Genomic DNA, 23,416 nt, shown 5'->3' with positions numbered 1-23,416 from the left:
CTCAGAGCTTGATCTCGATGTCGACACCGGCCGGCAGGTCGAGCCGCATCAGCGAGTCGACGGTCTTCGGCGTGGGGTCGATGATGTCGATGAGCCGCTTGTGGGTGCGCATCTCGAAGTGCTCGCGGCTGTCCTTGTACTTGTGCGGCGAGCGGATGACGCAGAACACGTTCTTTTCCGTCGGCAACGGCACCGGGCCAGCAACCTTCGCACCAGTACGCGTCACCGTGTCGACAATCTTGCGCGCCGAGCTGTCGATGACCTCGTGGTCGTAGGCCTTCAGCCGGATGCGGATCTTCTGTCCCGCCATCGCTTCGCTTCGTCCTTCTCTATCGTCAACGTCTACGTTGCTCCGACCCCCGCGGTCGGGTGTGTCGCGGACGCGGCGCGCGCGTGACTCACCGCTTCTTCGACCTGGGATGGAGATCGGGGCCCGGTCTCGGACCGGAACCTCGGCATGGTCTCCGGTCCGGCGCACCCGCCAGACCCGATGGATCTGGGGCGCACCCCGGCGGCCTCGCCTGAGCAACCTGAATATTGTGCCAGAGATCGGCGCCGGAACGCCAATCGGGTGGCTTTACGCCTGATCCGGCCCACCTGAGCGCCGGATCGGGCGCAAAGCAGAGGTCCGCGGGGGCTCAGAGTGCGAGCCCTCGCGGACCTCGTGAGATCACTTGATGATCTTGGTGACCCGGCCGGCGCCGACGGTGCGGCCACCTTCGCGGATCGCGAACTTCAGACCCTCTTCCATGGCGATCGGCTGGATCAGCTCGACCGACATGTCGGTGTTGTCGCCCGGCATGACCATCTCGGTGCCCTCGGGCAGCGTGACGACGCCGGTGACGTCCGTGGTGCGGAAGTAGAACTGGGGCCGGTAGTTCTGGAAGAACGGCGTGTGACGGCCGCCCTCCTCCTTCGACAGGATGTAGACCGACGCGTCGAAGTTGGTGTGCGGGGTCGTGGTGCCCGGCTTGATGACGACCATGCCGCGCTCGACGTCCTCGCGCTTGGTGCCACGAAGCAGCAGACCGACGTTCTCACCGGCCTGGCCCTCGTCCAGCAGCTTCCGGAACATCTCGATGCCGGTGACCGTGGTGGTCTGCTTCTCCGGACGGATGCCGACGATGTCGACGGTCTCGTTGATCTTGACGACACCGCGCTCGATCCGGCCGGTGATGACCGTGCCGCGACCGGTGATGGTGAAGACGTCCTCCACCGGCATCAGGAACGGCTTGTCGACCTCGCGCTCCGGCTGCGGGATGTAGGAGTCGACCGCGTCCATCAGCTCGACGATCGACTCGCCCCACTTGGCGTCGCCCTGCAGCGCCGGGTGAGCGGCGACCCGGACGATCGGCGCGTTGTCGCCGTCGAACTCCTGCTCCGAGAGCAGCTCGCGGACCTCGAGCTCGACGAGCTCCAGGATCTCCTCGTCGTCGACCATGTCGCACTTGTTCAGCGCCACGACCATGGCCGGCACGCCGACCTGGCGGGCGAGCAGCACGTGCTCACGCGTCTGCGGCATCGGGCCGTCGGTGGCGGCGACGACCAGGATCGCGCCGTCCATCTGGGCCGCACCGGTGATCATGTTCTTGATGTAGTCCGCGTGACCCGGGCAGTCGACGTGGGCGTAGTGCCGGGCCTCGGTCTGGTACTCGACGTGCGCGATCGAGATGGTGATACCGCGCTGACGCTCTTCGGGCGCCTTGTCGATCTGATCGAAGGCCGACGCCTCGTTGAGGTTCGGGTACTTGTCGTGCAGCACCTTGGTGATCGCCGCGGTAAGAGTGGTCTTACCGTGGTCGATGTGACCGATGGTGCCGATGTTGACGTGCGGCTTAGTCCGCTCGAACTTCGCCTTCGCCACTGGGGCCCTCCTAGATAAATGTTGACTACGCCGTACGCCGACGCGCTTGGGGTGTGGTGGTCAGGAGCGAGAGACTACTCGCCCCGGGCCTTCTTGATGATCTCTTCCGCCACGTTCTTCGGAACCTCGGCGTAGGAATCGAACTGCATCGAGTAGGACGCGCGGCCCTGCGTCTTGGAACGCAGGTCACCGACATACCCGAACATCTCCGACAGCGGCACCAGGGCCTTCACGACCCGGCTGCCACCGGGGCCCTCGTCCATCGACTGGATCTGGCCACGGCGGGAGTTGAGGTCGCCGATCACGTCGCCCATGTAGTCCTCGGGCGTGGTGACCTCGACGGCGAACATCGGTTCCAGGATGACCGGCCCGGCCTTGCGGGCGGCATCCTTGAACGCCATCGAGCCGGCGATCTTGAACGCGAGCTCGGAGGAGTCGACGTCGTGGTACGCGCCGTCCTGCAGCGTGACCTTGACGTCCACCATCGGGTAGCCCGCGAGGACACCGAACTCCATCGCCTCCTGGCAGCCCTCGTCCACCGACGGGATGTACTCCCGCGGGATCCGGCCACCGGTGACGGCGTTGACGAACTCGTAGCCGCCCTCGCCACCGGCCTCGACGGAGGTCGGCTCGATGTCGATGATCACGCGACCGAACTGACCCGAACCACCGGTCTGCTTCTTGTGCGTGTAGTCGACCTTCTCGACCTTCTTGGTGATGGTCTCGCGGTAGGCGACCTGCGGCTTGCCGACGTTCGCCTCGACCCGGAACTCGCGCTTCATCCGGTCGACCAGTACCTCGAGGTGCAGCTCGCCCATGCCGGCGATGATGGTCTGGCCGGTGTCCTCGTCGGTCCGGACCTGGAAGGTCGGGTCCTCGTCGGCGAGCCGCTGGATCGCGACGCCCAGCTTCTCCTGGTCGGCCTTCGACTTGGGCTCGATGGCGACCGAGATGACCGGGGCCGGGAACTGCATCGACTCCAGCACGACCGGGTTCGACGGGTCGGCCAGGGTCTCGCCGGTGGTGGTGTCCTTCAGACCCATCACGGCGACGATGTGGCCGGCGCCGATCGACGCGATCTCCTCACGCTTGTTCGCGTGCATCCGGTAGATCTTGCCGATCCGCTCCTTGCGGCCCTTGGTCGGGTTCAGCACCTGGGTGCCGGTCTCGAGCTTGCCCGAGTACACCCGGATGAAGGTCAGCTTGCCCAGGTGCGGGTCCGCCGCGATCTTGAACGCCAGCGCCGAGAACGGCTCGCTGTCGTCCGGCTTGCGCAGCACGACCTGCTCGGCGTCCTTGACGTCGTGGCCCTCGATGGCCGGGACGTCGATCGGGCTCGGCAGGTAGTCGTTGACCGCGTCGAGCAGCGGCTGGACGCCCTTGTTCTTGAAGGCGGTGCCGGTCAGGACCGGGGTCAGCTTGCTGGCCAGGGTGGCGCGCCGGATGGCGGCCTTCAGCTGCTCCTTGGTCGGCTCCTCGCCCTCCAGGTACAGCTCCATGACCTCGTCGTCGGCCTCGGCGACGGTCTCGATCAGCTTGTCGCGCCACTCGGCGGCCAGCTCGGTGTGGGTGGCCGGGATCTCCTCGACCGTGTAGTCCTCACCGATCTTGGTCTCGCCGCGCCAGGTCAGCGCGCGCATCTCGACCAGGTCGACGACACCGATGAAGTCGGCCTCGGCGCCGATCGGCAGCTGCATGACCAGCGGCACCGCGGCGAGGCGGTCCTTGATCATGTCGACGCAGCGCATGAACTCCGCGCCGGTCCGGTCCAGCTTGTTGACGAAGCAGATCCGGGGCACGCCGTACCGGTCCGCCTGACGCCAGACGGTCTCGGACTGCGGTTCCACACCGGCGACACCGTCGAAGACCGCGACGGCGCCGTCGAGCACGCGCAGCGAGCGCTCCACCTCGACGGTGAAGTCGACGTGGCCCGGGGTGTCGATGATGTTGATGGTGTGGTCTTTCCAGGTGCAGGTCGTCGCGGCGGACGTGATCGTGATGCCGCGCTCCTGCTCCTGCTCCATCCAGTCCATCGTGGCGGCGCCCTCGTGGACCTCACCGATCTTGTAGGTGATACCGGTGTAGAAGAGGATCCGCTCGGTCGTCGTCGTCTTGCCGGCGTCGATGTGAGCCATGATCCCGATGTTGCGGACCTTGGCCAGGTCGGTGGTGATTTGTACGGCCACCTCGGTGGTCTACCTCTCGATTCTGTACTGCGTCAAAAGGGTGAGCGCTGGGGTCCGGATCGGACCCCGGATCACCAGCGGTAGTGGGCGAAAGCCTTGTTGGCTTCGGCCATCTTGTGCGTGTCCTCGCGGCGCTTGACCGAGGCTCCCAGGCCGTTGGAGGCGTCCAGGATCTCGTTCATCAGGCGCTCGGCCATCGTCTTCTCGCGACGGGCCCGGGAGTACGTCGTCAGCCAGCGCAGCGCCAGCGTGGTGGAGCGGCCCGGCTTGACCTCGATCGGCACCTGGTAGGTGGCGCCACCGACCCGGCGGCTCTTCACCTCGATGCTCGGCTTCACGTTGTCGAGCGCACGCTTCAGCGTGATGACCGGGTCGGTGCCGGTCTTCGTGCGGGTGCCCTCGAGCGCGCTGTAGACGATGCTCTGCGCGATCTGCTTCTTGCCGTCGACCAGGATCTTGGAGATCAACTGGGTGACGAGCGGCGAACTGTAGACCGGGTCGATGATGACCGGCCGCTTCGGGGCGGGACCCTTGCGCGGCATTAGCTCTTCTCCTTCTTCGCGCCGTAACGGCTGCGGGCCTGCTTCCGGTTCTTCACACCCTGGGTGTCGAGCGAACCGCGGATGATCTTGTACCGGACACCCGGCAGGTCCTTCACACGACCGCCACGCACGAGCACGATCGAGTGCTCCTGCAGGTTGTGGCCGACGCCGGGGATGTACGCGGTGACCTCGATGCCGCTGGTCAGGCGGACACGCGCGACCTTGCGAAGGGCCGAGTTCGGCTTCTTCGGCGTGGTGGTGTAGACGCGCGTGCACACACCGCGACGCTGAGGGGAACCCTTCAGGGCCGGCGTCTTGTTCTTGGACACCTTGTCCTGGCGGCCCTTGCGGACCAGCTGCTGAATGGTGGGCACCGCGTAGGTCTCTTTCTGTCGTCCGGCTTTCTTCTGCTGCGTTCGCCTGACCCCCGCGGTCGGGTGTGTCGCGTGTTCACAGGCGCACCGAAAGCCTTGATCTTCCAGACTGTCGGCAGGAGTCCCGTGCCACGCGCGCAGACCCGTTGACGAGGGGCACGCATGACGGCCCAGGATGACCCGGGCACGATCGTTAAGACTAGCGGCTGCCTCAAGCACGGTCAAAATGAGTAACCGCCCCGCACCGAAGCCCTTCCGCTACTCCAGTCTACAGGGTCTACGGAGTGGCCTTTCCGGCCAGGAAAGCGGCTGCCACCGCGGGGTCTCCCTCGACCGTCAGAACACTGCCCGGCAAGCGTTTCCACAGACACAGGTCGAGCTCGGCCGCAGTGCCGGAGAGCACCGCTTCGCCGGTCGCTTTCGCGCGCTCGACCTGCGGCCGATCGCCTTGTGGCACAGGGGTGAGCGTCCATTCGTCACCGGTGTCGGTCGCCCGGATGCCGATCTGCCGGGTGACCGCCGGCTCGAACCCCCGGGCCAGCAGCCGGGGCAGGAACACCCCGAACACCTCGTCCACCCCGTCCGCCGCGAGCTCCGCAGGTACGGCGGTAAGACCACTGGCCGCCCGTTGGTCCGGGGCAGCCCCGGCCTGGACCGCGTCCACGAGGTGGATGACTGTCTCATGCATGCGCCGGCGGGACCAGAATCCAGCGCGCTGCTCGACCGGTGCGAAGTTCCAGCACGGCTCGTCCGGGTCGACGGCCCGGATCGCGGCGGCCAGTGCCGCGGTCGTGCCGGCATACCAGTCCGCCCAGGAGGCCGTCGTACGGAGCACCTCCGGAACCTTCTGCCTGGTGCCGCTCAGCAGGATGGACGCGGCCCAGCGCTGGCCGGAACCGAGGTGCAACGCCAGGTCGGCCAGCGTCCAGCCGGGGCAGCCGGGCACCGCCGCGGCGGGGTCGACAGTGTCCAGGACGGCCGCGAACTCCGCGGCCGTCCGCTCGAACTCGGCCAGATGATCGATCGGCGTGGACAACAGGCTCAGATCCGGAACTGGACTTCGGCGATCAGCCCCTCGGTCACCCGGTACATGGCGATCATCGGCGTCGGCTCGCCCGAGTCGTACGCCAGCACGTGCTCGACCACCCACTCGCCGACCATCAGCTTCTGCACCACCTCGGTCTTGCAGCGGCCGGCGTCGAAGCGTGGCTGGTAGTACTCGCGGAGGAAGCGGCGGCCTTTCAGTTCGCTGCCGTCGGCCAGCGCGATCCGCGCGGTCGGCGAGTACATCGCCAGGAACGCCTCCAGGTCATGGGCGGCGTACGCGGAGTGCTCGCGCGCGACCACGCGAGCTGCGGGGCTGTCCACCGTGGCAGCCGCGACGGTGGCGGCGGCGACGCTGGCCAGCGGTGTGGCCACGGGTGTGACGGCTGGGCTGGGAGTGGGATCGGGAGTCGGGGGCGCGGCCGGAGCCGCGGTGGGGGCTGCCGGGACCGGTGCCGGGGTGGGCTTCGGCTGGCTGGCGGGTTCAGCGGGCGCCTTGGCTGCCTTCGCGGTCACGGTGCGCTTGGCGGCGGTCGTCGTACGCCGGCTCGCCGGCTTCGCGGGAGGAGGAACGAGGAGCTTGTTCTGGCCGTCCGGCTCCTCACCCAGGTGGGCGATCGCCCAGTCCAGGGCCTTGGTGACGGCGGCGCGTGATTCTTCGGTGTGGTCGAGCATGTCGAACCCGTGGTGCCCTTTCGGTACGTCGATGATGTCCAGCGCGGTACCACCGGCGGAGACGAACTCCGCGACCGGACCGGCGAACTCCTCCAGCTCGAGCCCGGCTCGGGTCAGCAGTACCGGCAGGTTCTTGTGTTTGCCGATCACTTCGGCGGCATTGACCAGTTCTTCGACACCGGGCGGGGTGGCGAGCAGGGGATAGGTCAGGGCGACGCAACGCAGCCAGTCGGGGCGGCTGTCCAGCCACTCCCCGGCCAGCAGGCCGGCGCCGGAGAAGAACCACAGAGCGACCCGATCGGGGTCGACCCGTGGGTCGGATCGCAGTACGCCGATCGCAGCCTCCACCTCGTCCGCGGCGGTGACCACCTGGTCGAAGCCGCGGATCAGGCTGTGGTCGACGACAGCGGCCACCACGCCACGCCGGGCGGCGGCGGTCGCATATCCCCGGTACACCGGCCACTCGCGAGGCAGCACCTCGAGGCCGGCGGGCCCAGGACCCCCGTGCACAAAGAGAATCGCGCCGGTCCGGGCGGTTCCGGCCGGGCGGTAGAAGTCGATCTCGCCGAGCCGGTCGACCCGGACGCCGGGGCCGTCCAGCACCCCCAGGACGAAGGGCCGCAGGTGGGCCGGGAGATCCGTCATGGACCAATCTTGGCGCATCACAGGGACACTTTCAGCCGCCACCCCGAGTGTCTTTTCCGGCACCCGTCGTACCGGGCCCGGAAAAGCCGCAAGGGCGGCACTCCAGCAGGAGTGCCGCCCTTGGCGGAGTGCCTCGAATCAGTTCTGGTAGGAACCGAGGTCGAAGTCGTCGAGCGGGACCGACTGACCGGTGGACGGGCCGAAGTCGTAGTCGTACGACTCGTAGCCGACCATCGAGTACATCGCGGCCTTCGCCTCCTCGGTGGGCTCCACCCGGATGTTGCGGTACCGGTCCATGCCCGTACCGGCCGGGATCAGCTTGCCGATGATGACGTTCTCCTTCAGACCGACCAGCGAGTCGGACTTGCCGTGGATCGCGGCCTCGGTGAGGACGCGGGTCGTCTCCTGGAAGGAGGCGGCCGACAGCCACGACTCGGTCGCCAGCGAGGCCTTGGTGATCCCCATCAGCACCGGACGACCGGAGGCCGGTGTGCCGCCTTCGGCGACCACCCGGCGGTTCTCCGCCTCGAACATGATCCGGTCCGCGAGCTCACCCGGCAGCAGCTGGGCGTCGCCCGACTCGATCACCGTGACCCGGCGCAGCATCTGCCGGACGATGATCTCGATGTGCTTGTCGTGGATGGCCACACCCTGCGACCGGTACACCTCCTGGACCTCGTCCACCAGGTGCTCCTGCGCCTTGCGCACACCGAGGATCCGCAGCACCTCCTGCGGGTCCGGCGTACCCTGCGTCAGCTGCTGGCCGACCTCGACGTGCTGACCCTCTTCGATCAGCAGGCGGCCACGCTTCGACACCGGGTAGGCGACCTCCTCGGAACCGTCGTCCGGGGTGAGCACCAGCTTGCGGGTCTTGTCGGTGTCCTCGATCGAGATCCGGCCGGCCGCCTCGGAGATCGGCGCCTTGCCCTTGGGCTGCCGGGCCTCGAACAGCTCGACCACACGCGGCAGACCGTGGGTGATGTCATCACCCGCGACACCACCGGTGTGGAAGGTACGCATGGTCAGCTGCGTACCCGGCTCACCGATGGACTGGGCCGCGATGATGCCGACCGCCTCGCCGATGTCGACCGGCTTGCCGGTCGCCAGCGAACGGCCGTAGCACTTCGCGCAGGTCCCGGTCTTGGCGTCACAGGTCAGCACCGAGCGGACCTTGACCTCCTCCAGCCCGGCCTCGACCAGTACGGCGATCGAGACGTCGCCGAGGTCGCTGCCGGCCTCGAGGACGACCTTGCCGTCCGGACCGATGGCGTCGGTGGCCAGCGTCCGGGCGTAGGCACTGGTCTCGACGTTCTCCGCGTGCACGACCTTGCCGTCCGGACCGGGCTCGCCGATCTTCTTCGGCAGACCGCGCTCGGTGCCGCAGTCCTCCTCGCGGATGATCACGTCCTGCGAGACGTCCACCAGACGACGGGTCAGGTACCCCGAGTCGGCGGTCCGCAGCGCGGTGTCGGCCAGACCCTTCCGGGCGCCGTGGGTGGCGATGAAGTACTCGACCACCGACAGGCCCTCACGGAAGTTGGACTTGATCGGCCGGGCGATGATCTCACCCTTCGGGTTGGCCACCAGGCCACGCATACCGGCGATCTGCCGGATCTGCATCATGTTGCCCCGGGCGCCCGAGTGGACCATCATCCAGATCGGGTTGGCCTTCTCGAAGTTCTCCTCCATCGCCTTGCCGACCTCGGCGTTGGCGCCGGTCCAGATCTCGATCAGCTCCTGCCGCCGCTCGGACGAGGTGATCAGGCCCCGCTCGAACTGCTTCTGGACCTTCTCGGCCTGCGACTCGTACCGGGCCATGATCTCCGGCTTGGACGGCGGCGTGCTGAAGTCGTCGATCGACACGGTGACACCGGACCGGGTGGCCCAGCGGAAACCGAGGTCCTTCAGCGCGTCCAGGCAGTTGGCCACCTGGACCTTGGAGTACCGCTCGGCCAGGTCGTTGACGATCCCGCCCAGCTGCTTCTTGCCCACCTCGACGTCGACGAACGGGTAGTCCGCCGGCAGCGTCTCGTTGAACAGCGCCCGGCCCAGCGTGGTCTGCAGCGAGAACCCGCCGCCGTTCAGCTCGGCCGCACCTTCCGGTACGGCGGCAGCGTCCAGACGCAGCGTGATCTTGGCCTGCAGCGACAGTTCGTTGCGGTCGAACGCCATCAGCGCCTCGGCCACCGAGCTGAACGCCCGGCCCTCGCCCAGCGCGCCCTCCTTCAGCATGGTCAGGAAGTAGATGCCGATGATCATGTCCTGGGTCGGCATCGTGACCGGACGGCCGTCGGCCGGCTTCAGGATGTTGTTCGTCGACAGCATCAGGATCCGGGCCTCGGCCTGCGCCTCGGCCGACAGCGGCAGGTGCACCGCCATCTGGTCACCGTCGAAGTCCGCGTTGAACGCGGAGCAGACGAGCGGGTGGATCTGGATCGCCTTGCCCTCGATCAGCTGCGGCTCGAACGCCTGGATACCCAGCCGGTGCAGGGTGGGCGCGCGGTTCAGCAGCACCGGGTGCTCGGTGATGACCTCTTCCAGCACGTCCCAGACCTGGGCGCGCTGGCGCTCGACCATCCGCTTGGCGGACTTGATGTTCTGCGCGTGGTTGAGGTCGACCAGCCGCTTCATCACGAACGGCTTGAACAGCTCCAGCGCCATCGCCTTCGGCAGACCGCACTGGTGCAGCTTCAGCTGCGGGCCGACGACGATCACCGAACGACCGGAGTAGTCGACGCGCTTACCGAGCAGGTTCTGCCGGAACCGGCCCTGCTTGCCCTTGAGCATGTCGGACAGCGACTTCAGCGGCCGGTTGCCCGGGCCGGTGACCGGACGGCCACGGCGACCGTTGTCGAACAGCGCGTCGACGGCCTCCTGCAGCATCCGCTTCTCGTTGTTGACGATGATCTCCGGCGCGCCCAGGTCGAGCAGTCGCTTGAGCCGGTTGTTCCGGTTGATCACCCGGCGGTACAGGTCGTTCAGGTCCGAGGTGGCGAACCGGCCACCGTCGAGCTGGACCATCGGGCGCAGGTCCGGCGGGATCACCGGGACGCAGTCCAGCACCATGCCCATCGGGCTGTTGTTGGTCTGCAGGAACGCGGTGACGACCTTGAGCCGCTTCAGGGCGCGGGTCTTGCGCTGGCCCTTGCCGGTCTTGATGGTCTCGCGCAGGTTGTCCGCCTCGGCCTTCAGGTCGAAGGTCTCCAGCCGGCGCTGGATCGCGGCGGCGCCCATCGCGCCCTCGAAGTACTTGCCGAACCGCTCCTTCATGGCGCGGTACAGGATCTCGTCGCCCTCCAGGTCCTGGACCTTCAGGTTCTTGAACCGGGTCCAGACCTCGTCGAGGCGGTCGATCTCACGCTGGGCGCGGTCCCGCAGCTGCTTGACCTCGCGCTCGGCGCCTTCCTTCACCTTGCGGCGGACGTCGGCCTTGGCGCCCTCGGCCTCGAGCTGCGCCAGGTCCTCCTCGAGCTTCTTCATCCGCTGCTCGATGTCGTTGTCACGACGGTTCTCGAGCTGCTTGCGCTCCACGTCCACCCGGCCCTCGAGCGAGGTCAGGTCGCGGTGCCGCGCCTCCTCGTCGACGTCGGTGATCATGTACGCCGCGAAGTAGATGACCTTCTCCAGGTCCTTCGGGGCGAGGTCGAGCAGGTAGCCGAGCCGCGACGGGACACCCTTGAAGTACCAGATGTGGGTGACCGGCGCGGCCAGCTCGATGTGGCCCATCCGCTCGCGGCGCACCTTGGAGCGGGTGACCTCGACGCCACACCGCTCGCAGATGATGCCCTTGAAGCGAACGCGCTTGTACTTGCCGCAGTAGCACTCCCAGTCCCGGGTGGGACCGAAGATCTTCTCGCAGAACAGACCGTCACGCTCGGGCTTGAGGGTCCGGTAGTTGATCGTCTCGGGCTTCTTGACCTCGCCGTGCGACCACTGACGGATCTCGTCCGCGGTGGCCAGGCCGATCCGAAGCTCGTCGAAGAAGTTCACGTCGAGCACGATGTGTTATCTCCTAGTAAAGATGGTCTGAGTGAGTTGTGTGTTGATCTCAAGCGGCAACCCGCTCAGACCTCTTCAACGCTGTTCGGCTCGCGCCGGGACAGGTCGATACCCAGTTCCTCCGCGGCACGGAAGACGTCCTCCTCGCTGTCGCGCATCTCGACCCGGCTTCCGTCGGACGAGAGCACTTCCACGTTCAGACACAGGGACTGCATTTCCTTGACCAGAACCTTGAAGGACTCCGGGATACCCGGCTCCGGGATGTTCTCGCCCTTGACGATCGCCTCGTACACCTTGACCCGGCCGACCACGTCGTCGGACTTGATCGTCAGCAGTTCCTGCAGCGCGAAGGCGGCGCCGTAGGCCTCGAGGGCCCACACCTCCATCTCGCCGAACCGCTGACCGCCGAACTGGGCCTTACCACCCAGCGGCTGCTGGGTGATCATCGAGTACGGACCGGTCGAGCGCGCGTGGATCTTGTCGTCGACCAGGTGGTGCAGCTTCAGCATGTACATGTAGCCGACACCGATCGGCTCCGGGAACGGCTCACCCGAACGGCCGTCGAACAGCCGGGCCTTGCCGGTGCTGTCGACCATCCGGACGCCGTCGCGGTTCGGCAGCGTGGAGCCGAGCAGGCCGGTGACCTCCTCCTCCTTGGCGCCGTCGAAGACCGGGGTGGCGACGTTCGTCATCGGAGCGGCGGAGCCGGCGCCGATCTTGATCAGCCGCTGGGCCCACTCCTCGGTGTTCTCCGCGTCGATCTCCCAGCCGCGGCTGGCGACCCAGCCGAGGTGGGTCTCAAGCACCTGGCCGACGTTCATCCGGCCGGGCACGCCCAGCGGGTTCAGGATGATGTCGACCTGGGTGCCGTCCTCGAGGAACGGCATGTCCTCGACCGGCAGGATCTTGGAGATGACGCCCTTGTTGCCGTGCCGGCCGGCCAGCTTGTCGCCGACCGAGATCTTCCGCTTCTGGGCGACGTACACCCGGACCAGCTGGTTCACACCCGGCGGCAGCTCGTCGCCGTTGTCGCGGTCGAAGACGCGGACGCCGATGACGGTGCCGTTCTCGCCGTGCGGAACCTTCAGCGAGGTGTCGCGGACCTCACGGGCCTTCTCACCGAAGATCGCGCGCAGCAGCCGCTCCTCCGGGGTCAGCTCGGTCTCGCCCTTCGGGGTGACCTTGCCGACCAGGATGTCACCGGTGGTGACCTCGGCGCCGATCCGGATGATGCCGCGCTCGTCCAGGTCGGCCAGCATCTCGTCGGAGACGTTCGGGATGTCCCGGGTGATCTCCTCCGGACCCAGCTTGGTGTCCCGGGCGTCGACCTCGTGCTCCTCGATGTGGATCGAGGTCAGCAGGTCCTGCTGGACCACGCGCTGGCTGAGGATGATCGCGTCCTCGTAGTTGTGACCCTCCCACGGCATGAAGGCGACCAGCAGGTTGCGGCCGAGCGCCATCTCGCCCTCGTCGGTGCACGGACCGTCGGCGAGCGGCGAGTTGACCTCGACCCGCTGCCCGGCGTCGACCAGCGGGCGCTGGTTGATGCAGGTGCCCTGGTTCGACCGGCGGAACTTCGCCAGCCGGTAGGTCTGGTACGTGCCGTCGTCGGCGGCGATCTCGATCAGGTCGGCCGAGACCTCCTTGACCACACCGGCCTTGTCGGCCACGACCACGTCACCGGCGTCGACCGCACCGCGGTACTCCATGCCGGTGCCGACCAGCGGCGCGTCCGCGGTGATCAGCGGAACCGCCTGGCGCTGCATGTTGGAGCCCATCAGCGCGCGGTTGGCGTCGTCGTGCTCGAGGAACGGGATCATCGCGGTCGCCACCGACACCATCTGGCGCGGCGAGACGTCCATGTAGTCCACGTCCTCGGTCAGCACGAGCTCGACCTCACCGTGCCGCCGGCGGACCAGCACCCGGTCCTCGGCGAACCGGTTCTCCTCGGTCAGCGCGGCGTTCGCCTGCGCGATGACGAACCGGTCCTCCTCGTCCGCGGTCAGGTAGTCGACCTGGTCGGTGACCTGGCCGTCGATGACCTTGCGGTACGGCGTCTCGACGAAACCGAACGGGTTCACCCGGCCGTAGCTGGCCAGCGACCCGATCAGGCCGATGTTCGGGCCTTCCGGGGTCTCGATCGGGCACATCCGGCCGTAGTGGGACGGGTGCACGTCGCGGACCTCGAAGCCGGCCCGCTCCCGGCTCAGACCACCCGGGCCGAGCGCGTTCAGCCGGCGCTTGTGGGTCAGGCCCGCGACCGGGTTGGTCTGGTCCATGAACTGCGACAGCTGGGAGGTGCCGAAGAACTCCTTCAGCGCCGCCACCACCGGGCGGATGTTGATCAGGGTCTGCGGCGTGATCGCCTCGACGTCCTGGGTCGTCATCCGCTCCCGGACCACCCGCTCCATCCGGGCCAGGCCGGTGCGGAGCTGGTTCTGGATCAGCTCGCCGACGGTGCGCAGCCGGCGGTTGCCGAAGTGGTCGATGTCGTCTTCCTCGACCACGATCTCACCGGTCGGGGCGGGCAGCTCGGTCTTGCCCTCGTGCAGCGCGACCAGGTACTTGATCGTGGCGACGATGTCGTCGATCGTCAGCACCGCGGTGTCGTGCGCCTCGTCGCGGCCGAGCTTCTTGTTGATCTTGTAGCGGCCGACCTTGGCCAGGTCGTAGCGCTTGCCGTTGAAGTAGTAGTTGTCCAGCAGCGCCTGCGCGGCCTCGCGGGTCGGCGGCTCGCCCGGACGCAGCTTGCGGTAGATGTCGAGCAGCGCGTCGTCCTGGCCGGAGGTGTGGTCCTTCTCCAGGGTGAGCCGGATCGACTCGTAGTCGCCGAACTCCTCCAGGATCTGGGCGTCGGTCCAGCCGAGCGCCTTCAGCAGCACGGTGACGTTCTGCTTGCGCTTGCGGTCGAGCCGGACGCCGACCATGTCGCGCTTGTCGACCTCGAACTCCAGCCACGCGCCGCGCGACGGGATCACCTTGGCGGTGAAGATGTCCTTGTCCGACGTCTTGTCCGGGGTGCGCTCGAAGTACACACCGGGCGAGCGGACGAGCTGGGACACGACGACCCGCTCGGTGCCGTTGATCACGAAGGTGCCCTTGCGCGTCATCAGCGGGAAGTCACCCATGAAGACGGTCTGGCTCTTGATCTCGCCGGTCTCGTTGTTCATGAACTCGGCCGTGACGAACAGCGGCGCGGAGTAGGTGACGTCCCGCTCCTTGCACTCGTCGACCGTGTTCTTCGGCGGCTCGAAGCGGTGGTCGCGGAACGACAGCGACATGGTGCCGCTGAAGTCCTCGATCGGGGAGATCTCCTCGAAGATCTCTTCCAGGCCGCTGGGGCCGGACAGGTCCGACCGGCCCTCGGCCTCGGCGGCGGCCACCCGGGCCTGCCAGGTTTCGTTGCCGACCAGCCAGTCGAAACTGTCCACCTGCAGCGCAAGCAGATCCGGAACCTCGAGAGGCTCGGAAATCTTGGCGAAGGAGATGCGGCGGGAGCCGGAAACGTCGGAAATGCTGTCGGACTGGGGGTTGCGCGAGGCGACCAAGGGGCGTCCTTCCACGGGCTCGCAAAGAATCACTTCGGTGCTGGGAGCGCACGCCGAACCGCCCCAGTCAAGTCGAGACCCGAAGCCAGGGTGGGGTAAAGGCAGCGCAAAGCAATAGGCTACCCGATCAGGGCAAGCCTGTCCAGTGCGGCCCGATACTATGCCTTCGGACCACCCACTCCGTCAAGGATCGACCCGGGTTCTCCAGCGGGACTGCAGAAACTTCGTGCCCGCGAGCCGCCCGGAACGTCCTGTCCGGAGTCACAAAGAGACTACAGTCCGGCGATCTCCTGGACCAGCCATTGATCGCCGTTTCGGACCATCGTGAACCGGGTCCGGTTCAGGTCGACCCGGGGCTTACCCTCCGTGATCGTACTGGTGGTCGTCTGGTTGACGAAGATGATCAGCGTGACCCGGTCGGCGTTGCCGTCGCGGACCCCGACCTCGCTGACCTCGGCGCGGACCGTCGCCTTGGTCTTGGTGGCCAGCTCGCCGGCCACCTTGGCGGTCTCGTCGAACTTCCCGGCGAACTCCGGGGTCATCGTCGCCCGCGCCGCGGCGAAGCTTTTGTCCAGGTCACGGTAGTCGTAGCTGAGCGCGGTCTCGGCCGCCTCGCGCCCGGCCGCGGCCGCCTGGTCGCGGGCGTCCTCGGCCTGCTTGCCCTGCCACGCCTGCACCCCGAGCACCGCCGCGACGGTGAGCACCAGCACCACGAGCACACCGAGCAGCACCGACAGCACGCCGCCCAGAGGACGCCGACTTTCGTTACTTTCCGTAGCGGGCAGCGCCTCTTCGGCGGGCGTTTCGGGGGCTTCGGAGACCTCGAGTGTGGTCGGGGTCACGTCTTCTTCGACGGTTTCCGGGGCCTTCGTTGTCACCTCGGCCGGCGCTTCGGTCGCCGTACCGGCGGCAGGCGTACGGCGCTGGCCGGCGATGCGCGGGCGGTTGCGGGGACGGTCCGGCATCAGCCCACCGCCTGCAGGTCGGCGGTCAGCCAGCGGTCCTGCTCGCGGACCAGGTCCAGCTTGATCCGGTAGCGGCGCTGCACGCCCTGGACCGAGGCCGTGTTGGTCACCACCGCGTCCACGATCACCAGGACCTGGGCGGAGTCCTTGTCGTTCGAGACCACCGCAGCCTCCTTCACGTCACCTCTGGAGGTCGCCTTGTTGGTCTGCACCTCGGCCTTCACCACGTTCAGCCCGGCCTGGAACTCCTGCTTGAACTGCCCGGTGGAGTCGTCCAGCACCCGCTTGGTGTCGGCGTCCCAGGTCTTGTAGTCGTAGGTGGTGAAGTCGAGCGCCAACTGCCGGGCCGCCTTCATCGCGCCCTCGCGCTGGGTCTTGTCCTCGCTCTGCCGGTGCAGCGCGACGATCGAGAGGGTGGCGGCGGCCAGCGCCACCACCAGCAAGACGCTGAGCGCCCACGCCAGGATCAAGGTGCCCCGCTTGGAGTTGCTAAGAGTCACTTGCCGGTCACCGGTCCGAGGATGAGGGCTTTCCAGGAGTCGCTGCCGAGCAGGTCGGCCTGGCCGCCGGTCGAGCCGAGCACCAGGTCCGGCATTCCGCCGGAGCCGCCCGCGACCCCGGTCACCGGGTCGTACCCGACGCCGTACCCGGTCCGGTTCAGCGAGCGGGAGGACGGGCTCGGCTTGTTCTGTGCGCCGCGGACGTTCACGCCGGACGACGGGTTCGCGGTGCAGGCGGCCTTGGTGTTGGCCGGCTTGTTCGCGGTCTCCTGCGGGATCCGCTTGTCGGTCCCGCCGTACCCGGCCCGGCAGGCGGCCGGGTCGAGCCCGAGCACCAGGCCGAAGTGCGCGTCGTAGTGCCCGGTCCCCTTGTCCTTGGCCGGTACGACGTAGCCGCCCATCGAGACCGCCGGGTACACCACCAGCAGCTGCTCGACGGCGTCCAGCCGGACCGCGGTCAACTCGTTCACCGTCAGCAGGTTACCGAGCAGCACCGCGACGTCCGCACGGTTCTCCTGGATCAGAGCGGTCACCTGCGTCGACGCGCCCGAGCCCTGGTCGATCACCTGGCGCAGGTTCGCGTCCGAGCTGACCAGGGTGTCGGACAGCAGGGCGAGGTTCTTCGCCCAGGTCTTGATCGCGTCACCACTGGCCACCTGGGTGGCCAGCACGGTGTCGCCGTCGTTGATCAGCTTGATCGTCTGCAGGATGTTCGCGTCCGCGTCGTCGATCAGCGTGCCGGAGCTGTCGATGATCCGCTGCAGGTCGACGCCGCGGCCCTTCAGCGCCGCGCCGAGCTCGCGCACCGTGGTCCGCAGGCTCTCCTTGTCGACCGAGTTCACCAGCTGGTCGAGGTTCAACAGCAGCTCGGTGGTGTCGATCGGGATCGCGGTGTCCTCGCGGGCGATCCGCGAGTTGTCCTGCAGGTACGGGCCGCTGTCGCGGCGCGGCTGCAGATCGACGTACTGCTCGCCGATCGCGGACCGGTTCGCGACCACCGCGACCAGGTCGTTCGGGATCTTCACGCCCTTGTCGATCTCCAGGTTCACCTGGACGCCGTCGGACAGCAGGTCGAGATCGCCGACCCGGCCGACCGGCTGGCCGCGGTACGTCACCTCGGCGCCGGAGAAGATGCCGCCGGACTCGGCGAAGCTGGCGCTGACGGTGTAGTCGTCGTCGAACAACAGCTTGTCGACCTGGGCGTACTTGCCGCCCACGTAGGCCACGCCGACCACGGTGATCAGCAGGAACACCATCAACTGGATCCGGACCGCTCTGGTGATCACTTCGCCACCCCCGGCATCAGGACCTTGGCCAACTCGGGATCGAAGCCCGAGCGGTTCAGGCTCTGCGTGCAGACCGGCAGGCCGAGGATCGTCGTGCAGGTTTTCCCCGCACCCGTCGGGACCGGCAGCGACGGCAGGCCGCCCGTGGTCGGGTTGTGCAGCGGGATGCTCACCCCGCCGGTCGGCACGGACGACGGCCCGAGGGTCGGCAGGTTCACGCCGAGGATGCTCTGCAGCGCCTTCTGGGTGTTGACGTCCAGCGTGATGCCCAGGTTGGTGAAGTCACCCTGGACAGCCTTCGCGGCGGCGTCCGGGAACGGGTAGGTGAACAACAGCTCGAGCGACTTCGGCAGGTCCTCCCCCGCCTGGGCCAGCCTGGTCAGGATCGGGTGCAGCGACTGCAGGTTGGCGACCAGATCCTTCTGCGACGCGGTGATCACCCGGGTGGCCGTGTTGCCCAGGGTCGCCAGCGCCTGCAGCGTCTTCACCAGGGCCGCGCGCTGCTTGTCCAGGGTCGCGATCGACTTCGGCAGCGAGTCGATCGCGGTCGCCAGCGTCGCCTTCTGCGCGTTCAGCTTCTTGGCCAGCGCGTCGACCGCGGCGATCGCGGTGACGATCCGCTGCTTGTTCTGGTCCAGGGTGCCGACGAACGTGTTCAGCTGGGTGAGCACGCTGCGGATGGCCGGCTCGTTGCCGGTCAGCGCCTTGTTCAGCTCCTGGGTGATGATCTGCAGCTGGGCCACGCCGCCGCCGTTCAGCAGCAGCGAGAGCGCGGACAGGACTTCCTCGACCTCGACGTTGCTGGTGGTCCGCGACAGCGGGATGACCTCGCCATTGTCGAGCCGTCCGCGCGGCTGCTCCGAGCCCGTCGGCGGCGACAGCGACACGAACTTCTCGCCGAGCAGGCTGGTCTGCCGGATCGTGGCCCGCTCGTTGTCGGGCAGTTCCAGGCTCTTCGGCAGCCGGATCCGGACCTTGGCGACGTACCCGTCCAGCCAGACCTTCTCGACCGTGCCGACGGTGACGTCGTCGACCTTCACCGTCGACTTCGGCACCAGGTCCAGCACGTCGGCGAACTCGACAGTGACCGTGTACGACGGCCCCTTGATCTTCGCGCCACCTGGCAGGGGCAACGAGTACACGCTGAAGTCGCACCCGGTCAGCAACATCGCCATCCCGAGCAGTCCGGCGACTAGTGCGCCGGCGTGGGGCACTCGCGTCGTACGGCGTCTCATCGGACGAGGCCTCCCAGCGTCGGGTCGACCGGGTCCGGGCTCGACAGCTTCGGCGCCGGCGGCGCGGCCCACGGCGTACCGGCTGGGCCACCGCTCGCCGGGGCGCCGCCGCTGAGCTGACTCAGCAGCGGCAACTTGCTCAAGGCATCGAAGACGGGCTTCAGCGCCGTACAGGTCGACATCGGCTGGTTCGCCTGCCGCAGCAGCGAGCAGATGAAGTCCGCAGGGTCGTCGAGCTGGGCCATGTTCATTCGCTGGTCCAAGGTCCCGTACTGCGGGTTGTAGACGCGGGCCAGGTTGCCCAGGCCGAGCGGCGCGGTGTCCAGCACCTCGGCGATCGCGGCCTTCTCCTTGACCAGGATCTGCGACAGCTCAGCCGCGCTGGAAATCGTCGTCTTCAGCAGCGCCCGGTTGTCCTTCACGAACGTCGCGACCTCGCCGAGCGCCGTCGCCAGCAGGGACAGCGCCTTGGCCAGGTCCTGGCGTTCACCGGCCAGCGTGGTCGAGGTGGCGGCGAAGTTGGTGTTGAACTGCCGGACCAACTGGTCGTTCGCGGCCAGCGCGGACACGAAGGTCTGCAGCTGCCGGATCGTAGCGAACAGGCTCTGCGAGTTGCCCGCCAGCGTGCCGGTCAGCTTGGACACGTCCGTGATCGTCTGGTTCAGCTTGGCGCCCTGGCCGTTGAGGTTCTTCGCGGAGACGTCCAGCAGCCGCGACAGCGCACCCTGATCGTTCGCGCCCTTGGGACCGAGCGCGACGGACAGGTCGTTCAGGCTCTGGTAGATCTGGTCCAGCTCCAGCGGTACGGCGGTCCGGTCGATCGGGATCTCCGCGCCGTCGGCCATCACGTCGCCCTTGGAGTACGCCGGGGTGAGCTGCACGTACCGGTCGGCGACGATCGACGGCGCCGCGATCACGGCCTTGGCGGTGGCCGGCACCTTGTGCTTGGCCTCCCACCAGAACTTCACCCGCACGGTCCGACCCGCCGGGGTGACACTCTCCACCTCGCCGACCTTGATGCCCAGGATCCGTACGTCGGAGCCGGGGTAGACCGACACCGCCCGCGGGAAGTACGCCGTCGCGCTCACGCGCTCGGGATGCGGCCACAGCGTGATCACGCTGACCGCGACGATCACCAGGACCACCGCGATCGCGACCAGCCGGGACAACGACTGGATCTTCATCAGCCGCCACCTCCCAGAATCGGCGGCAACCCGGGAATCGGGACCGCCGGCGCGGGGATCTCCGGGACCGGGACCAGGTTCTGCAGGTAGACGTCGAACCACGGACCGGTGCCGAGTGTGTTCGTGAAGACCCGGACGAACGGCGCCAGGCCCTTGATGCTGGCGTCCAGGTCGTTCTGGTTCTTCAGCAGCACGGCCAGTACGGCGTTCACCTTCTGCAACGTCGGCGCCAGGTCCTTGCGGTTCTCCCGGACCAGCGCGGTGATCTGGGCGGACAGCTTCTGGGTCGACACCAGCAGCTGGTGGATCAGCGCCCGCCGGGCCTGCACGGCCTGGAACACGGTGTTGCCGTCCTTCATCAGCTTGATCAGCTGCTGGTTGCGGTCGGCAAGGACCTTGGTGACCACGTTCGAATGCTGCAGCAGCAGCTTCAGCTGCTCGTCGCGCTTGGCCACGTTCCGGGACAGCCGGGACAGGCCGGTCAGCGACGCCTGCACCTCTTCGGGCGTGTTCTGGAAGGTCGTCGACAGCGTGTCCAGGGCCCGGGCCAGCTGCGCGGTGTCGATCCGCTCGGTGGTGTTCGCGAGATCGCTGAACGCGTCCACGACGTCGTACGCCGAGACGGTCCGGGTCAGCGGGATCTCGGAGCCGGCTTTGAGCTGACCGTTGCCGGCCGGGTTCAGCTTGAGGTACTTCTGCCCGAGCAGGGTCTTGATCTTCATCTCCGCGCCGGTCTGGTCGCCGAGCTTGACGCCCTTGTCCACCACGAAGTCGACCCGGACGTGGGTGCCCTCGAGCTCGACCTCGCGGACCTGCCCGACCCGGACCCCGGCCACCCGGATCTCGTCGTTCGGCTTCAGCCCGCCGGCCTCGGAGAACTGTGCGGAGTACTTCGTCCCGCCGCCGATCAACGGCAGGTCCTGCGCCTTGAACGCGGCCAGCATGACCAGCCCGAGCACGGTCAGGCCGATGACCCCGACGGTCACCTGGTTCTGCTCACGGAAGGGCTTCACGGCTTCTGACACCTCGCCGAGTTGTTGTCGTAGGCGACCGGGATGCGGGTGCCCGTCGGCAGCGTGACGTTGCCGTCGAAGTTGCACAGGTAGAAGTTGAACCAGGAGCCGTACGACGCGGTCCGGGTCATCGTGTTCAGCTTCTCCGGCATGTTCTGCAGCGTCTTGACCCAGATCGACTGGGTGTCGTCGAGGGTGGAGGCGACCGTGCGGAGCCGGTCCAGGTCGGCCTTCAGCGGCACCCGGGTCTGCTGCAGCAGGCCGGCCGTCTTGGTGTTCAGCGAGTTGATCGAGCCGACCGAGTTCAGGATCGGGTTGATGTCCTGACTCAGCCCGGTGATGAACTGCTGCAGGTTCACCAGCAGCTGGGAGAAGTTCTGCTGCCGTTGCGACACGATCTGCAGGGTCGAGGTCAGGTTGGTGATCAGGTCCCCGATCACCTGGTCCGCGTCGGCGAGCGTCGTGGTCAGCGAGGCGGTCTTGGCCAGCAACGACTCGATCGTGCCGCCCTCACCCTGCAGCACCTTGATCACCTCGAACGCGAACTGGTTCACGTCCGCCGGGGTGAGCGCGGTGAACAGCGGCTTGAACCCGTTGAACAGCACCGACAGGTCCAGCGCCGGCGTGGTCCGCTCCTTCGGGATCAGGCCGTTCGACTTCAGCCGCTCACCGCCGCCGACGCCGTCGGTCAGCGCGATATAGCGGTTGCCGACCAGGTTCCGGTACCGCAGCGTCGCGTGCGTCGAGGCATCGAGCACCTGGTCGGAGTCGACGCTGAACGTCACCATCGCCAACGTGTCCTGGTAGAGCGCGATCTTGTCGACCTGGCCGACCTTCACCCCGGCGATCCGGATGTCGTCGCCCTTGTTCAGGCCGACCGCGTCGGTGAACACGGCCCGGTACTTCGTCGTCGGGTTGAAGCTGATGTTCCCGATCGTCACCGCCAGCAGTGCGGTCGCGATCGTGGTGACGACGACGAAGATCGCCAGCCGCACCGTGTCGACGGTGGTCTTCCGGTCCAGGATCTTCACTTCAAATTCACCTGGCCTCCGCGCAGCAGGGGCCCGACCATCAGGGTGGTCAGGTCCGGCACGTCGTCCGGCGCGACCCCCAGCTCGGGAGCGACGACCGAGTCGATCACCTTCTGCTCGGCCGGGGTGCCGACGCCCTGGGTGTCCATCGCGAACCCCGGCATCGCGCGGTTCAGCTGCAGGTTGAGCGGGAAGCGCTGGTTCTTGTTGTGGTCGCCGATCACGCCGTCCTCACCGGTGATGTACGGCGCCGGGTTCTCCTGGGTGTACGGACCCGGCTTCTCTCCCGGATGGCTGTAGTTCTTCCCGACGCAGGTCGGCCCCCGGTGGTCGTCGTACGCCGGTCGCTCGTTCGGCTCGTACGACGTCGGCTGGTTGGTGATGATCTCGAGATTGATGTTCAGCCGGCCGTCCCGGAACGTGTCGTTCAGGATCGGCGCGGTCTCGCTCATCACCTTGAGGAAGCACGGGAACTCCGGGGAGTACCGCTCCAGCAGGTCCAGCACCGGCCGGCTCACCTCGCCGAGCCGGATCACCCGGTCCTCGTTCTCCTTCAGGAAGGTGTTCCCGGTCGAGGACAGCCGCTGGACGTCGACGAAGAACTGCTGCAGCTGGACCTGCTTCTCCACCACGGTGTTCCCGGTGACGGTCAGGTTGCGCAGCGCGCGGACGAGATCCGGCGTCGCGTCGCCGTACAGCTGGGAGACCTGGGTGAGCTTGGCCAGCGCCTCCATCAGCTTCGGGATGTTCGGGTTCAGCTTCTTCAGGTACGCGTCCAGCTGGGTCAGCGTGCCGGCGATCTCGGCGCCGCGGCCCTCGAGCGCGGTCGCGAGGGTGTTCAGGGTGGCGTTCAGGTCGGCCGGGTCGACCGCCTGCAGCAGCGGCAGGGCGTCGTTCAGCACCTTCTCGATCTCGATGCCGACCGCGGTCTTGTCCCGGGAGATCACGTCCCCGGCCTTGATGTGCCGGCCCTGGGCGCCGGCCGGCGGGACCAGCGAGACGTACTTCTCGCCGAACAGCGTCTTCGGCAGGATCCGGGCGCTGACCGCGCTCGAGATCTCGTCCACCTCGTTCGGCTTGAGGGACAGCTCGACGGTCGCCTCGTCGCCGTCGGTGGACACGCTGCGGACCTCGCCGACGATGATGCCGCGCAGCTTCACATCCGCGTGCTTGTTCAGCTGCAGGCCGATGTGGCTGGTCTTCAGCTCCACGTCGACGGTCTTGGTGAAGACCTTGGCGTAGAACGCGTACGTCAGCCAGAGCAGGAAGCACAGCACGCCGATGAAGGCGACGCCGAGCACCTTGTGCGAGATGAGTCTGGTCAT

General features: G+C 67.5%; 17 protein-coding genes. All 17 read right to left on the bottom strand.

Annotation, left to right across the window (positions count from 1 at the left end; genetic code table 11):
- Position 1: 1 nt before the first annotated feature.
- The 17 genes from rpsJ to ACIBL3_RS13595 all read right to left on the bottom strand — a co-directional run bounded on the left by rpsJ (position 2) and on the right by ACIBL3_RS13595 (position 23,416).
- Positions 2–310: a 30S ribosomal protein S10 gene (rpsJ, locus tag ACIBL3_RS13675; RefSeq protein WP_012923688.1), complete on the bottom strand. Its 309-nt coding sequence runs from the start codon at positions 308–310 to the stop codon at positions 2–4.
- A 360-nt stretch (positions 311–670) separates the two neighbouring features.
- Positions 671–1,864: an elongation factor Tu gene (gene tuf / locus ACIBL3_RS13670; protein WP_360527725.1), complete on the bottom strand. Its 1,194-nt coding sequence runs from the start codon at positions 1,862–1,864 to the stop codon at positions 671–673.
- Positions 1,865–1,938: 74 nt separating this feature from the next.
- Positions 1,939–3,999, bottom strand: a complete 2,061-nt coding sequence (gene fusA, locus ACIBL3_RS13665; protein WP_396353807.1) for an elongation factor G — start codon at positions 3,997–3,999, stop codon at positions 1,939–1,941.
- 122 nt (positions 4,000–4,121) lie between these two features.
- Positions 4,122–4,592, bottom strand: a complete 471-nt coding sequence (gene rpsG / locus ACIBL3_RS13660; protein WP_360527719.1) for a 30S ribosomal protein S7 — start codon at positions 4,590–4,592, stop codon at positions 4,122–4,124.
- Positions 4,592–4,966, bottom strand: coding sequence for a 30S ribosomal protein S12 (gene rpsL / locus ACIBL3_RS13655; protein ID WP_012923692.1), 375 nt, complete (start codon positions 4,964–4,966; stop codon positions 4,592–4,594). Before rpsL ends, rpsG begins: the two co-directional genes overlap by 1 nt.
- A gap of 277 nt (positions 4,967–5,243) precedes the next feature.
- Positions 5,244–6,002, bottom strand: coding sequence for a maleylpyruvate isomerase N-terminal domain-containing protein (locus ACIBL3_RS13650; protein ID WP_396353619.1), 759 nt, complete (start codon positions 6,000–6,002; stop codon positions 5,244–5,246).
- A 5-nt stretch (positions 6,003–6,007) separates the two neighbouring features.
- Positions 6,008–7,330 (bottom strand): nuclear transport factor 2 family protein, encoded by a 1,323-nt coding sequence (locus tag ACIBL3_RS13645; RefSeq protein ID WP_396353618.1) that lies wholly within the window; start codon positions 7,328–7,330, stop codon positions 6,008–6,010.
- A 138-nt stretch (positions 7,331–7,468) separates the two neighbouring features.
- The gene (locus ACIBL3_RS13640; RefSeq protein ID WP_396353617.1) at positions 7,469–11,329 is read right to left on the bottom strand and encodes a DNA-directed RNA polymerase subunit beta'; all 3,861 of its coding nucleotides are present in this window, start codon (positions 11,327–11,329) and stop codon (positions 7,469–7,471) included.
- A gap of 65 nt (positions 11,330–11,394) precedes the next feature.
- A complete protein-coding gene (gene rpoB / locus ACIBL3_RS13635) occupies positions 11,395–14,877 on the bottom strand; it encodes a DNA-directed RNA polymerase subunit beta (RefSeq protein ID WP_396353616.1) in 3,483 nt (1,160 codons plus the stop codon).
- A gap of 272 nt (positions 14,878–15,149) precedes the next feature.
- Positions 15,150–15,842 (bottom strand): hypothetical protein, encoded by a 693-nt coding sequence (locus ACIBL3_RS13630; RefSeq protein WP_396353615.1) that lies wholly within the window; start codon positions 15,840–15,842, stop codon positions 15,150–15,152.
- Entirely contained in the window at positions 15,842–16,342 is a 501-nt protein-coding gene (locus ACIBL3_RS13625) for a hypothetical protein (protein ID WP_396353614.1), read from the bottom strand. Before ACIBL3_RS13625 ends, ACIBL3_RS13630 begins: the two co-directional genes overlap by 1 nt.
- Positions 16,339–17,628, bottom strand: coding sequence for an MCE family protein (locus ACIBL3_RS13620; RefSeq protein WP_396353613.1), 1,290 nt, complete (start codon positions 17,626–17,628; stop codon positions 16,339–16,341). The genes ACIBL3_RS13625 and ACIBL3_RS13620 overlap by 4 nt, the downstream gene beginning before the upstream one ends.
- Positions 17,625–18,863 (bottom strand): MCE family protein, encoded by a 1,239-nt coding sequence (locus tag ACIBL3_RS13615; protein WP_396353612.1) that lies wholly within the window; start codon positions 18,861–18,863, stop codon positions 17,625–17,627. Before ACIBL3_RS13615 ends, ACIBL3_RS13620 begins: the two co-directional genes overlap by 4 nt.
- The gene (locus ACIBL3_RS13610) at positions 18,860–20,047 is read right to left on the bottom strand and encodes an MCE family protein (protein WP_396353611.1); all 1,188 of its coding nucleotides are present in this window, start codon (positions 20,045–20,047) and stop codon (positions 18,860–18,862) included. Before ACIBL3_RS13610 ends, ACIBL3_RS13615 begins: the two co-directional genes overlap by 4 nt.
- The gene (locus tag ACIBL3_RS13605) at positions 20,047–21,060 is read right to left on the bottom strand and encodes an MCE family protein (protein ID WP_396353610.1); all 1,014 of its coding nucleotides are present in this window, start codon (positions 21,058–21,060) and stop codon (positions 20,047–20,049) included. The genes ACIBL3_RS13610 and ACIBL3_RS13605 overlap by 1 nt, the downstream gene beginning before the upstream one ends.
- The gene (locus tag ACIBL3_RS13600) at positions 21,057–22,091 is read right to left on the bottom strand and encodes an MCE family protein (RefSeq protein WP_396353609.1); all 1,035 of its coding nucleotides are present in this window, start codon (positions 22,089–22,091) and stop codon (positions 21,057–21,059) included. The genes ACIBL3_RS13605 and ACIBL3_RS13600 overlap by 4 nt, the downstream gene beginning before the upstream one ends.
- Entirely contained in the window at positions 22,088–23,416 is a 1,329-nt protein-coding gene (locus ACIBL3_RS13595; protein ID WP_396353608.1) for an MCE family protein, read from the bottom strand. The genes ACIBL3_RS13600 and ACIBL3_RS13595 overlap by 4 nt, the downstream gene beginning before the upstream one ends.

The organism is Kribbella sp. NPDC050124, assembly GCF_044460355.1.
Classification (GTDB): Bacteria; Actinomycetota; Actinomycetes; order Propionibacteriales; family Kribbellaceae; genus Kribbella.
This window is presented reverse-complemented; position numbering and strand designations above follow the sequence as displayed.

Coding starts and splice junctions, on each gene's coding strand:
- ACIBL3_RS13610 (WP_396353611.1), bottom strand. CDS start 20,047: ATGAAGATCCAGTCGTTGTCCCGGCTGGTCGCGATCGCGGTGGTCCTG.
- fusA (WP_396353807.1), bottom strand. CDS start 3,999: ATGGCTCACATCGACGCCGGCAAGACGACGACGACCGAGCGGATCCTC.
- ACIBL3_RS13630 (WP_396353615.1), bottom strand. CDS start 15,842: ATGCCGGACCGTCCCCGCAACCGCCCGCGCATCGCCGGCCAGCGCCGT.
- ACIBL3_RS13645 (WP_396353618.1), bottom strand. CDS start 7,330: ATGACGGATCTCCCGGCCCACCTGCGGCCCTTCGTCCTGGGGGTGCTG.
- rpsG (WP_360527719.1), bottom strand. CDS start 4,592: ATGCCGCGCAAGGGTCCCGCCCCGAAGCGGCCGGTCATCATCGACCCG.
- ACIBL3_RS13615 (WP_396353612.1), bottom strand. CDS start 18,863: ATGAGACGCCGTACGACGCGAGTGCCCCACGCCGGCGCACTAGTCGCC.
- ACIBL3_RS13595 (WP_396353608.1), bottom strand. CDS start 23,416: ATGACCAGACTCATCTCGCACAAGGTGCTCGGCGTCGCCTTCATCGGC.
- rpsJ (WP_012923688.1), bottom strand. CDS start 310: ATGGCGGGACAGAAGATCCGCATCCGGCTGAAGGCCTACGACCACGAG.